The organism is Paenibacillus sp. Z3-2 (assembly GCF_054161325.1).
Genome location: NZ_CP096397.1, coordinates 3,052,523 through 3,065,926 on the forward strand (window position 1 = coordinate 3,052,523; position 13,404 = coordinate 3,065,926).

General features: G+C 44.0%; 12 protein-coding genes. 8 read left to right on the forward strand and 4 right to left on the reverse strand.

The genetic code is table 11. The features are described from left to right. Positions 1–107 precede the first annotated feature (107 nt). The 4 genes from M1D71_RS13705 (at position 108) to M1D71_RS13720 (ending at position 4,591) form a co-directional block, all read left to right on the forward strand. Entirely contained in the window at positions 108–497 is a 390-nt protein-coding gene (locus M1D71_RS13705) for a hypothetical protein (RefSeq protein ID WP_458126912.1), read from the forward strand. Beyond that, positions 481–732 (forward strand): hypothetical protein, encoded by a 252-nt coding sequence (locus tag M1D71_RS13710; protein WP_458126913.1) that lies wholly within the window; start codon positions 481–483, stop codon positions 730–732. The genes M1D71_RS13705 and M1D71_RS13710 overlap by 17 nt, the downstream gene beginning before the upstream one ends. Positions 733–1,200: 468 nt before the next feature. After that, the gene (locus M1D71_RS13715; protein ID WP_458126914.1) at positions 1,201–2,817 is read left to right on the forward strand and encodes a helix-turn-helix domain-containing protein; all 1,617 of its coding nucleotides are present in this window, start codon (positions 1,201–1,203) and stop codon (positions 2,815–2,817) included. Positions 2,818–2,845: 28 nt separating this feature from the next. Further along, entirely contained in the window at positions 2,846–4,591 is a 1,746-nt protein-coding gene (locus M1D71_RS13720; protein ID WP_458126915.1) for a cache domain-containing sensor histidine kinase, read from the forward strand. Positions 4,592–4,698: 107 nt separating this feature from the next. Here the strand turns inward: M1D71_RS13720 and M1D71_RS13725 are convergent, their stop codons facing one another. The 4 genes from M1D71_RS13725 to M1D71_RS13740 all read right to left on the reverse strand — a co-directional run bounded on the left by M1D71_RS13725 (position 4,699) and on the right by M1D71_RS13740 (position 9,386). Further along, positions 4,699–5,589, reverse strand: a complete 891-nt coding sequence (locus tag M1D71_RS13725; RefSeq protein WP_458126916.1) for a carbohydrate ABC transporter permease — start codon at positions 5,587–5,589, stop codon at positions 4,699–4,701. Between the two features lie 18 nt (positions 5,590–5,607). Then, a complete protein-coding gene (locus tag M1D71_RS13730; RefSeq protein WP_145326031.1) occupies positions 5,608–6,498 on the reverse strand; it encodes an ABC transporter permease in 891 nt (296 codons plus the stop codon). 89 nt (positions 6,499–6,587) lie between these two features. After that, entirely contained in the window at positions 6,588–8,189 is a 1,602-nt protein-coding gene (locus tag M1D71_RS13735) for a hypothetical protein (protein ID WP_458126917.1), read from the reverse strand. A gap of 186 nt (positions 8,190–8,375) precedes the next feature. Continuing rightward, the gene (locus M1D71_RS13740) at positions 8,376–9,386 is read right to left on the reverse strand and encodes an alpha/beta fold hydrolase (RefSeq protein WP_458126918.1); all 1,011 of its coding nucleotides are present in this window, start codon (positions 9,384–9,386) and stop codon (positions 8,376–8,378) included. 118 nt (positions 9,387–9,504) lie between these two features. Here M1D71_RS13740 and M1D71_RS13745 point away from each other — a divergent pair, with 118 nt between their 5' ends. The 4 genes from M1D71_RS13745 to M1D71_RS13760 all read left to right on the forward strand — a co-directional run bounded on the left by M1D71_RS13745 (position 9,505) and on the right by M1D71_RS13760 (position 13,340). Further along, complete coding sequence (locus M1D71_RS13745; protein WP_458126919.1) at positions 9,505–10,395, forward strand: LysR family transcriptional regulator; 891 nt, start codon at positions 9,505–9,507, stop codon at positions 10,393–10,395. Positions 10,396–10,503: 108 nt separating this feature from the next. Next, entirely contained in the window at positions 10,504–10,968 is a 465-nt protein-coding gene (locus M1D71_RS13750) for an NUDIX domain-containing protein (protein WP_458126920.1), read from the forward strand. Positions 10,969–11,056: 88 nt separating this feature from the next. Then, positions 11,057–11,593, forward strand: a complete 537-nt coding sequence (locus M1D71_RS13755; RefSeq protein ID WP_458126921.1) for a hypothetical protein — start codon at positions 11,057–11,059, stop codon at positions 11,591–11,593. Between the two features lie 185 nt (positions 11,594–11,778). Further along, positions 11,779–13,340 (forward strand): IS3 family transposase gene (locus M1D71_RS13760; protein WP_458125752.1). Its coding sequence is split into 2 segments (ribosomal slippage): positions 11,779–12,415 and positions 12,415–13,340, totalling 1,563 coding nucleotides; the frame shifts between segments, so codons are not numbered across the junction. The last annotated feature ends 64 nt before the right edge of the window (positions 13,341–13,404 follow it).

Here is a 13,404-nt window from a genome sequence, read left to right on the forward strand (position 1 = left end):
AAACCCTGTCAATCTAATCTCATAAACCCCAAAGGATGCGCTACATATGCTCCTTGGGGTTTGTTTTTGATATAATAGTATTTTTATGTCTATAAAGGAGATGGATGATGGGAAAATATAAGTGGGATATTGTTTTTTATTTGGCCGTATTTTTGTTTGTTGTGTACATGAAGATGAATGACCAATCTCTGTTTTTGATACTTGGGGTCGTCCTCTCCGCTACTCTGATTATGTTTACCATTCGTATTTTCTATCCTCTGGGTTGGGAAACACGCATGGACCGCGTCGAGGCTTTTTTACGCAGACAGGAAAATAATCCAAGGCTTTATATCTATTACGTTCTCGCAAACAGACTTGATGATGAATTGGAACGCACAATAGAGCGCATCAGAAAAGAAGACACGAATAAAAGGACACAAGCAGTCTACAATGCAGCTTACGGCATCTATCGCAATGACTTGGTAGCGGGTTCGTACTGCGGTGCAGAATATGCGTAGATCGGATTATCGTACATATTATGAAACGTATTTGCTTATGGAAGAAGGAAGAAGTGATCAGGCGAGGGAGCACCTGAAATCCATTAGTAAGCTTTGGATGAGATCCATGCTTCTTGCAGCGATCGAACTAAAATCGGGTCACCGCGAAATTGCGATTCAGCAAGCTCAAGAAGCAATGCGTGCCGTCAGAGGCGTCCATCGTTATATGATATTTAAGGAATCAGAGAGATACTAAACGGTGATTAAAATCTTTCTTGCAATAAATTACAACTGACATGGATAAAAGCTTGTTCCTATGTGGAGCAAGCTTTTATCTTTTGTATTGAAGGATAAGAGTATAGAGAGTCGCTAAACTGTTTGGTAGAACGGTAAAGATGCAAACTGAAATGTACGCTACCCAGTTAGCCTGTCTGATGAAAATTTTAATCTTTTATACTTGTGAAGGTACCATAAAAAGGGAACATCTCATTAATCATAATGTGATTGGAATTGAGTCTAAGCGATCACTATTGATTCAGACGCTTTATTTTTCTTGGCAAGCGGCTTTTTCCTGAGTGTCCGATCAAATCTGATTATAACAGGAACATACGTTCTATAAAAGTGATATTTATGAGACCTGCAATTCAAGAAGGTTCGCTAGACATCTTTGCAATGGTTCGTTTAATGGTAAAATATCTAAAATGGTTCATGTTGGGGGATGCGCATGTATAAACTGATGATCGTAGATGATGAATTACTCATGCGGGTTGGAATTCGTTCGATGCTGAATTGGGAAGAGTACAATTTCTATGTTGTTGGTGAAGCGGGAAATGGAAAAGAGGCATTGAGTCTTGCGCTTGAAGTGATGCCTGATCTAATTATTACGGATATCAAGATGCCAATTATGAATGGGCTACAACTGATACAGGAGGCCTCGTGCGTACTGAACACCTGTAAGTATGTCATCCTGAGTAATTTTGACGAATTTCATTATGTGAAAGAGGCACTGAAACTTGGCGCTTCAGACTACTTGATTAAAAGCGAGATTACAGAAACCGCCCTTATCGAGCTCCTGAGCACCGTGGGACAGAAACTGCAAAGCGAACATATTCGCCCGACCAACACACCCTCTATGGCACAGGATTATTCCAAGACCCTAAGACATCTAAAGGATAGCTTCTTCCAAGATATTGTAAGCGGATTCATTGGTGAGAAGGATATCGTTGCCAAAGCGGAGGAACTGCATTTCCGTATACGATCAGACCAGTTGGTCGTCATCAAGTTCATCGTGAACTATTACGAGGATGCGAAGCGGAAATATGTAGAGAAGGGGGAAAAGCTGCTCCGATTTTCGATTCTTAATATTATGGAAGAGATTATTCCTTCGAAATGGGAGAAAGAGATCTTTGTTGAAAGTTCTTCTGAATACTGGGTTATCGTCAATGTACTTCCTGAGAGCCAATCTGTACACGCCGACTTGAACAAACTGTGTAACAAATTGCTCTCTTCCATCAAGGATTTTATGAATCTATCGCTCACGGCTGGTGTGAGTACAATCGTTCCCAATTTCTCTTACATTAGAAAGGCTTGCCAAGAGGCAGAAATGGCTCTGCAACAAGGTTTTTTCAAAGGCAGCAACCAGGTATTGTATTACGAGGACATGATTCAATCCCCAGATCGAAATGAAGTTAAGGGCGTTCTGAGTCCACAACAAGAACGAGATTTTATGAAGTTGTGGGTAAGCAAAGACAACCAAAAGGCGGAGGAGTTCCTTGAAGGAATTCGCTCGGATCTGGAAGCCAAGCGGGCGGATGAGAATAGCATTCGTAAGCAATATATCATGGTAATGGAAACGATACACTCCCATCTGTCACGAGCTGCGGAAAGAGGTACGCCTTCTTTTACAAAGAAATCGCCCTATGAAACCGTTCTGAAGGGAGAGTATTGGGATGACATCCATCAGGATATGCTTGCTCATATTGCGCATTACTTCCAAACCGATTCCGAAATGAACCAGGAAAGTACCTACGCCGACCTCGCCATCGAGTTGATCGACAAGTATTATGCGGAAGATATCTCACTGCAAAGTATCGCTAGCCAAATCAATGTCAACCCTTCTTATCTCAGCCGATTGTTTAAGCAGGAAAAAGGAGAGAACTTTATCACGTACTTGACTCGTGTTCGGATTGAACATGCGAAGTCTTATCTATTGAGCAAAGGACTGAGAGTGTATGAAATTGCAGAAAAGGTGGGCTACCATAATTACACGTACTTCAGTAAGATTTTCAAAAAATCGGTAGGCGTCACTCCGGAGGAATATCGAGAACTACAGCAGGCATGAGTGTAATCGGTGAATAGAGGTGCAGCATATGAAGCTTGTCCAGCCCTTCCAAATCAAACACAAAATTATGGTGATCTGTATGACGGTGATTATCCTTCCGGTATTTGTAATGACAATCAATTCGTACTACTCTTCAGAGCGGTTATTGGCACAGAACTATACAACGTTGTTAAGCGATCTGGCCAAGCAGACGAATATTCGTATTGACGAATTTTTGAAGGAGATTGAGAAAATCACGCTGTTAGCCAGCAATGGCCTTAGCAACAATCTATCTGCGACCCATGAAGGAAGTTTTCCGATCCAGGATTTCCTGCGAGAGGGTAACGAACAAAATGAGATTGCCGCATACAATATATTGATGAATTATATCATGATGAAAGACCGCGTATTTTCCATCTACCTCTACAATATGAACGGGGGACAGGATCTGTTCGTCAGCCCACACCAGCCCATTGACCCAGACTTCAAAGTGGCGAACGAATTGTGGTTCAAAAAGTTCATGCACGAAAATGATCGTACCATTACGCTCACAACGCGAATTGATGAGCAATTGGAGAATAAAATACTGGCGGTGTCACACGCACGCAAAATTCATGATGTGGCTAGCGGGGAACTGCTTGGTGTGATCGTTGTCAGTATTGATATCAAATTCATCGAAATCGTCAATCGCAACTTACAGGAAGGGCTCCGCTCCAGATTCATGATTGTCGATGAAAATGACAAGATCGTATATAACGTGAACGACCGATTAATTGGTACACTGTTCCGGGACAACGTTCGTCCACCCGAATCATTGAATGTCGTGGTGACCAGCCCGCTTAGTCAGCAAAAATGGACAACGTATTTGTATATGCCACTGGTTGAGTTGACTGCCGATGGCAAAATATTGGGCCGTAATCTCGTGACGCTGGCCATTGTCATGGTTCTTTTTGCTGCCGTCATATCCATATTTCTATCTCATGTCATCACAACTCCGATTAAGAAACTGCTCCGGAATATCGCTCTGGTCGAGAAAGGCCAGTTCGAACAAGTTGAACATATCCGCTCAAGAGACGAGATTGGACACTTATCCAACCGGTTCAACAGGATGTCGCATGAATTGAAGCGAATGGTCGAACGGATGCAGCAGGAAGAAATAGAGAAAGCCAAGGCCGAGATGCGTGCGCTCCATGACCAGATCAAACCTCATTTTCTGTATAACACCCTTGGGTCGGTGAAATGGATCGCCTCGATGCAGCAGGCTGATAAAATCGTGGAAATGACCGATGCACTAATCTCGATGCTCCGCTATGCAACAAAATCCGATGGAACCCTCGTAACCATTCGTGAAGAACTCGATAATATAGCGAATTACGTAACGATTCAGAATGTCAGATACTATGGTTGTATTCAGATGAGATATGAGGTTGAGGATAAATTGCTGGATTATCGCATGCCCAAAATGATCCTGCAGCCCATTGTGGAGAATGCGATTTTTCATGGTCTGGCCGAACTGGAAGAAGACGGAATCATCACCATTCGGATTCAATCACAGCTGGATGAAGTTGTGATCGAAGTCTGCGACAATGGCGTCGGAATGGATCATCATACGATGCAGAACTTGATGGAAGAAAAGTCCGGTGCCAGTACAGGAACGAATGGGATTGGATTGCATAACGTGCAGCGGCGGATTCAACTTCATTTTGGTAAACCCTATGGAATACAAGTGGCGAGTAAAATAGATGAAGGTACCATTTTCTCCATTCTGCTACCTGCCATCATAGAAGCGAAATAGTCATCCATATATTCATTCATGCATGTCATAGCGCGGTACAGCGATCCCAAAAATAAGTTTAGATATAAACCAAAAGGGCTTACAGTATAAACTGCAAGCCCTTTTGGTTACCCTTTGACGCTACCTAGCACCAAACCCTTGGTGAAATATTTCTGTAAGAATGGATACACGAGCAGAATCGGAATGGCACCCAAGAACATTTGAGCGGCACGTCCCGTTCTGGCGTTCATCATGGATAACAGCTGCGTATAATCTGATCCGGATTTCAGCATGATTTGCTCAAAGCTCTGCAGAAGCGTCTGTAGGTAGCTTTGCAATGGATAATTGGCTGGATTGTTCATATAGATAATGCCATCGAACCATGAATTCCAGTGGGCAACGATGCTAAACAGACCAACCGTTGCCAGAGCGGGTTTGAGAAGCGGGAGTAGAATACGAAGCAATACCTGTACTGGCCCAGCCCCGTCGATGATTGCTGATTCTTCAATTTCCTCTGGCAAACCCCTAATGAAATTCATTAGAATAATCATACTGAATACGGGGAGAGCCCCAGGCAGGATCAGAGACCATATGGAATCAATCAGTCCCATTTTGACGACAACGAGATACGTTGGAATTAATCCTCCGCTAAATAACATGGTCACAATAAAATATCCCATATAAATATTACGCCCCATCAATTTTTGTTTTGATTTGGATAGGGGATAAGCCGTGAGCACGATCAAAACCAGATTCACCAATGTCCCGATAACGGTTCGTTGTATGGCAACCCAGAGAGAGGAAAAAAATGACCCTCCAGTTAATGCAAATTCATAAGCCTTTGTCGTGAATTCGACAGGCCAGAACGTAACACTGCCTGCAGATACAGCTGAACTGCTACTGAATGATACTGCCAGCAGGTTGATAAACGGCAGAATACAGAGCAGAGAAATCAGTAGTAATATGATGTAGTTTATGATTAGAAACACACGCCTGCTCATACTTTTATCATGGATCATACGGTGAGTTCCTCCTTCTTAGAAGATGCGATAGCCAGCCACCCTGTAGGCCAGGATGTACGATACGGCAACCAGAACACTGGAAATGATGGATTTGAATAATCCAACAGCGGTACCAATTGAATACTGGGCCTGCTGAATTCCCAACCGATATACATAGGTATCAATAATATCACCGGTCTGATAGACGACAGGGGAGTAGAGATTATAGATCTGGTCAAAGCCAGCATTGAGTACGTTTCCAAGTGACAATACGGTCATTAAGACAATGGTTGGCATGAGAAGGGGCAACGTAATGTAGATGGTCTGCTTCCACCGTTTTGCTCCGTCAATCACTGCAGCCTCGTACAGCCCCGGATCAATGCTGGTTAAGGCTGCCAGGTATACCACTGTACCAAACCCGAAGCCCTTCCATATGTCACTCACAATCATCGTCCAAGGAAAAATAGAGGGTGTGCCAAGAAAGGAGATCGGTGCAATACCGAATACGCCTAGAAACGTATTGATGATGCCGTCGGAGCTAAGGATATCCAGCATGATGCCGGCCATAATGACCCAAGAGAGGAAGTTCGGAATGTATACCAGCGTTTGGAATGTACGTTTGATTCCACTGTGTAGTACTTCGTTAAGCAGTAACGCGAAAATAACGGGTACGATAATACCGCCGATAATTTTGAAGACAGACATGTACAGTGTATTCCAGATCGTTCTTACGAAGTTCGGCTGATTAAATATGTGCGTAAAATTATCCCATCCTACCCATGGCGAGTTGAACCCGAGGCCCGGATTGTACTTCTGAAACGCAATAATAAGTCCGTAGAAAGGGATGTAACTAAAGATGAAGACCAGGACCAGACTTGGGATCAACATGAGATGGTAGGGACTCTGCTGCTTCCATTTTCTCAGCATTCATATTCCTCCGTTCTTGACGAGATCAAGTTGTAACCGTTACCAATAAGAGATGAGAACATCCCCATCCCTTATTGGCAACTGTCTTATTATTTTCCGTATGCGTCATTGACTGCCTGGGTTGCGTCATCGCCTCCGGCTGCTCGCCAATTCTGGACAATCACATCGAAATAATCGATACTTTCGCTACCCATAATGATCTTGGTGAAGCCTTCGGTCAGGATATCATCCAAGGTTGTTCCATAGCTCGACAGGATCTCTGGCGTAACACCCCATAAGGCTGTCTTCGTATAGTTCTCGCTGTCGAGTACTTTTTTGGCGAGACCATAAGCGTTCTTTGGAGCACCTTGTTGCAAATAATCACCGACCGCTCCTGGGGTTGCATTCTCCATAAATTCAACACTGTTGTTATATTTCTGCCACATTCCCGAAGTCGTGAGTCCACTGGTATCCTTTGATTCAAGGGCAGCTGACACAGCTTCAAATTGCTCATAATCCGAATTTGGATTAAGTACACGGAACGCACCGACAACATGGGCAATATCGTTATCCAGCAAGGCAGATAGCGTTTCTGGAGATTCCTTGCCATTACCTTCATCCACGATATAAGCATAGTCGTTCAAAATCTTGATCACTTCTTCAGGGCTTTTAAATCCCTTTTTCATAACGATATAATTGTTGTTGGCGAAGAAAATGGATTGTTTTGCTTCCTTTCCATCGACGGTAGGGATGATATAAGGGTAGAAGATGGCGTCCTTACCCAGATTGGATACCGTATCGACACCCGGATTATAACCCCACCATTGGTAATAAGGTTGCATTCCCACTTTGCCGGCGACGATATCCGCGTTCATCGCGTTGAAATCTTTGATTGCAAATTCCGGATCAATGATGCCTCGTTTGTACCATTCTGACCACTCAGCCAGCGCATTCTTCATCTCAGGCTGAACGGAGCCGTACACGAGTTGTCCACTGTTATCCTCGATCCACATATCCGGGTGCGCATTCCACGCAATGGCGAGCAAGTTCAGGTAATCCAACGATTGATCTACGGCTATACCATAACCGCCATGCTTATCCATGAATTTCAGTGCGATATTCTTGATGTCTTCTACAGATTTTGGATCTTGGAGCCCCAATTCTTCTTTCCAGTCGTTCCGAATCCAGATGAAGTCTGGTTGTTCAATTAATCCCCAGTGCATCTGCGGTATCCCGTACAGCTTGTCATCCTTCTTTCCAGACTCGTAACTATCTGCATCCGCTTCCATATAACCTTTAAGGCGATCGGAAGCGTGTTGATCAAAAACCTCGGAAAGATCCATGACCATATCGGCTTCGACCAACTGCCTCAGTTGCGAGGGATTAACCCTGAAGACGTCAGGTAGATCGTTCGATGCGATAGCCAAATTCAGTTTTGTATCATACTCATCGCTGACCCAGTCTGTTTTGACATCAATATTGAACTTCTCTTTGTAGCGCTTAATCCACACATTGTTTGTGATATCATCACCCTTCGGATACTTGGCAGAAGAATATTCCGACGTCACGGTGTGGATGGTTGTCGTTCCAGCCTCGTTGGAATCCGGGTCCGTAGTAGCATCTTTCTCCGTGTTGCTTCCATTGCTACAGGCTGCGAGTAATAAGGTTGACATGCATAAAGACAAGACTAAAGTTTTCGTTTTCTTGTTCATTTCTTTTCCCCCTTATCAGTCCTATTTCAATAACGCTTTCTTGAAAACATTCTAAACGAGAAAGGGGGAAGGGGATATAAAGGTTATTGACGAGATTCCGTATGTTTTTTTACTTTCGAGTCGTAGCGGGGAAAAGATCCACGAGTTCTGTGCACTTTTTTTACTTTTAACTCATTCTTTTTTTACTCATGTCTCCAAAAATCGCTTTAGATGACGATCGATAACGAGTGAATCCGCTTCGTTAGCTCCGATCCCAAAGCAGTGTCCCCATTTGGATTCTATAGGTTGAAATACAGCATTCGGCATGTGCTGAACATCATACGCACTGTCCTCTGGTGTGAAAAACAAGTCACTTGACCCTGGCATAACGAGTGCAGGAGAGGTGATCTTGCTTAGCGCCTGTTCGAAGTTACAGTCATCTACGGGATTATCGCTAATGTCTCCATGTATTCCCGTACGAAGCATGGTGATTAAGTCGTTAGCATCAAAGGATAAAAACACCTGGTCCCAGTAATCTTCTACATAAGATTGCAAGGTATCGTAACCTTCGGATTGATACAATTTCTCCAAATAGTACGCCTGCGAGAACCCCCATGGAGCATAAACTCTACCCATCGCTGCGAGACCGGCAACCGGAGGGCGCTCATATCTTCCGTTTTTAAAATTCGAATCTGCCGTTAACGCCGCGATCATGGCTTCGAATACCAGTTGTGTATGCGGTCTGCTCCTTGCGGTTCCGCCAAAGGGGGCAATACGTTCAACCATCTCGGGATAACTTGTTCCCCATTGAAAAACCTGCATGGCTCCCAGAGACCAGCCCACAACGAGTCTGATTTTGGTGATACCGAACTTATGAATAAGCAGTTGATGTTGAAAACGTACATTGTCATACATGGAGATGAGAGGGAAGTTTTCCTTATCGTATGGGGCAGGGGTATTGCTGGGAGAGGACGATAATCCGTTACCCAACATATTAGGCACGATGATAAAATAACGACTGGGTTCCAGTGCCTTGTCCGCTCCAATTAACCATTCATTATCTGTGTGAAGCCCAGCAAACCACGTTGGAACGACAATAACATTGTCCTTCGCGGCATTTAAGGTTCCATAGGTCTTGTAAGCGATAAAAGCTTGAGGGAGCTGTTGCCCCGATTGAAGTAGTATATCTCCAAGGTTATATGTTTCGTAATCGTTCATGGATAGATTCTCCTTTAAAATATAGTAGCAACTTGATTTCACTCTACAATAGGCCTATCATCAATTCAACGAAACGTTATCGAACATATCATTCATTTATTTTGAACAGAGAAGGTGCTTGATTCATGGAAATTCGCCAACTAAAACCTTTTGGACACTTGCTTCGACTTGCAGCTTTCATCAAACTGCTGAATTATTGAGTTATGTACCGTCTACCATAACGATGCAGATCAAATCCCTGGAAGAAGAGCTTGGCGTGAAATTGTTGGATCGTTTAGGCAAAAAGGTCATACTAACGGATGCAGGCCATCAATTTTTGCCGTATGCCACCAAAATCTTAAACGATGTAGAGGAAGCGAAGTACATATCTAGTCAGGACGGAGAATTGGCGGGAACGGTTGTAATCGGAGCAGATGAAGTTCTATGTGCATATCTTCTTCCGGCCTTGTTCAAACGCTTCCGAGCCGAGTATCCTGGTGTGCGATTAATATTCCGTCCGTTGTCTGGGCAAGAGCTTAAATCCAGTCTGAGAGAAGGACATGCTGATGTGGTTTTTGTATTGGATGAATCTGTTGGTTCCAAAGACCTTCATTCGGAGTTTTTAAAGGATGAGACCTTTCAGATGGTGGTGTCTCCCGATCATATGTTAGCATCGCGTTCCTCATTGATCGTTGATGACTTCCACAAACAGCACTTTTTGTTGACCGAAAAGAACTGTTCATATCGTACTCAATTTGACCAATCGCTTCTGAAAAAAGGCGCGGATGCTCTGACAGAGCTGGAGTTTCATAGTGTAGAAGCCATTAAACAATGTGTTGTGGCTGGTCTAGGGATCGCTTTATTACCTGAAATGGCTTTGAAGAAAGAGTTGAGCGAAGGGGAAGTGATTGCTCTGCCGTGGGATTTATCGGATGTATCCTTTTCTGCACAAATGCTCTGGCATCGGGAGAAGTGGATATCACCATCCATGGCTGCTTTCATTCAGACCGCAAAGAGTGAGTTGATCTGATTGTTCAGAATTTGTTTAGACGTATATGTTAAAATATTCTTCATGTAAATCGTGAAGTTAAACGGAATTAACCTTCAACAACTTGAGACAGATATATGGGGGATTACAATGGAGAGAAAGATTAGAAATTCTGCAAAAGCATTGATCATTAAAGACGGGAAAATGCTTGCAATTAAGCAGGATGATAATGATGAAGTCATTTACATCCTGCCTGGTGGGAGCCAGAATGCAGGTGAAACGCTGACGGATGCTGTGAAGCGTGAAGTTGCGGAAGAAATCGGAATAGATGTAGAACCGTTATCACTGGAATTTGTCATTGAAGGTGTATACGGTGAAGCTCTTCATCGTGTAGATTTTGTTTTTTTGTGCGAGTACATAGGTTTAATAGAGCATGAAAATTCTATTCTGCCAATGGACGAAAACGAGATAGAATATGAGTGGCTCGAAATTAATAAGTTGAACCAACTGCCATTATTTCCTTCAAAATTACGAAAGCAGATTGTTAGATTGGTTGAGGGAGAAAAAACGGTTATGTATTTAGGAAATGAAGAAGATGAAGACCTGAATGGTTAGATGTGCACATAGATGTCCCATTCGCACAGGCAAGCAGTCCACCCAACGCGTAAACTGAAGTACATTCAGTAGAGCGAGGTGAAATTCCATGGCTAAAACCAATGAAATACGCCTGAAGGCAAAGCGGTATAAGGATCGACCTGTCTGCGTGACTCTCCATAACGGCGAAACGTACATCGGTTACATCTCGGACGTGAATAATGGAGGTGTGGTGCTTACCGGGGGAGGCACGATTTCTCGCCAAACAGCCGAGCGAAAAACTCATTCTTCCAAGCAAAAATCCGGTTCACGGGGTAAAGGCACTCGTGCACAGAGCCGTAAACAGATAAACGTTATGCGCAAACCATCCACACGTTCGCGCTCAGCATCACGTGCACAGGTGTCATCCTTTATGCCCATGCTGGGTTCGCTCTTTGGCGGGCTTGGGGGAGCGGGTTCACTCGGAGGCATGCTGGGCGGCGGTATGCGGCTATTTGGCATGATCCAGCAATTCGTGCCGGTTGTGAAGATGGGTTATGGTATGATCAAGTCCATTCAGCCGTTCATGGGTGCGGTTCAAGGTCTAATGGCTCCACAGAGCCAAGCACAATCCAGCCAAGCTGAAGCGGAAGGGAACGAGGACTAATCAAGAGCTTTAAAAGATAGAAAACTGCAAGCTGCTTCCCGTGATCAATGGAGGCAGCTTATTTGCGTAAACATGATTTGTATGTAACAGTGAACACGAATAAGGGACTTTCCCCGTCTGATATGCTCCCCATATAGTAGACAGGTGAAATAATAAAAGCCTGTTACTGTATGGGGAGTGTTTTTATGGAACAAAAGAAGTTTACGGCACTTGAAAAATTGAATATTCTGCAAGAAATTGAATGTGGTGAACTTGGTTTAAAAGCTGTGGCTCAAAAGTACGGATTATCCAAAACATCTGTGGTCAAGTGGCGAAGCCGTTATCAGTTGTACGGTTACGAGGGCCTGGAAGTCCGTTCCCGTAATCAAAAGTATTCAGCAGAGCTCAAACGCCAAGCGGTCCATGATTATTTGGAAGGAGGATTATCGCAATATCAAATCATCGACAAGTATAAAATTGCAAGTCGAACCCAACTCGCCAACTGGATTAAGAAGTATAATGGTCTTAGCATCAGCTTAACCGCTGCTCATTCAGGAGGAACCAGGGCGATGACCAAAGGACGCGTAACCACTTGGCAGGAACGGATCGATATCGTGCTATATTGTCTGGCAAATGGACAAGACTACACCCAGGCCGCAGGCCGTTTTCACGTTTCATACCAACAAGTATATAGCTGGGTAAAGAAATACGAAGCAAGCGGCGAAGAGGCGCTACGAGACGGCAGAGGACGTACCAAATCAGCTGAAGCACTCACGGAGGCAGATCGCCACAGACTTGCTATGCAAAAATTAGAGTACGAGAATGCGCGGCTGCGTGCGGAGAATGCTTTTCTAAAAAAGTTAGAGGAACTCGAAAGGAGGAGGCGTTAAGTCACATTCGTCAGGAGAACATCTACCTGGCTATTCAAGTTGTTCGGCAAGAGGAGTCCTGTTCCCTTCAGCTTTTGTGTGAAATCGCAGGAATTCCGCGGTCCAGCTACTATAAATGGTTGAATCGAAAACCCAGTTCACGGGAGACCGACAATGCGAAACTTACACAGGCCATGCTCCTTCTCTATGAGAAGGTGGAGCGAACCTTTGGGTATCGCCAATTAACGCTGCATTTACGCAGGCAAATGGACAGCAATATTAACGCGAAGCGAGTATACCGTCTGATGAAGCTCCAGGGCATCCAGTCTGTCACCCGAAAAAAGAGGAAGAAGTACATAGGCTCTACCCCTCAGCAGGTTGCGGAGAATATACTGAATCGTAAATTTGAGGCGGAAATGCCAAACCAAAAATGGGTAACCGACGTAACGGAATTCAAGTACGGCAACGGGAAGAAGGCCTATTTAAGCGCAATTAAGGATCTGCACGACAAGTCTATTGTTGCTTATGTCTTAGGACATTCTAATAACAATCCGCTGGTCTTAAAGACGCTGGAATTGGCTTTAAAAGCTGCTCCAGCAAGCCGTCCCTTGCTTCATAGTGACCGCGGTTTCCAGTACACTTCTTTACGTTTTAAGGAGATGTTGGACGAAGCGAAACTCACACAAAGTATGTCTCGGGTAGGCCGTTGCATTGATAACGGACCCATGGAATCCTTTTGGGGGACGCTCAAATGTGAGAAGTATTACTTGCATACCTACGGGACCTTTGAAGAACTCCAAAAAGACATTGATGATTACATACAATTTTACAATTACGAACGGTTACAGGCAAAACTAAACGGCCTCAGTCCCAATGAATTCAGGACCAAGGCCGCTTAACCATCTTTTATTTTTTGTACTGTCTACTTGACGGGGTGCAGTTCAGTCATCGATATGACTCATG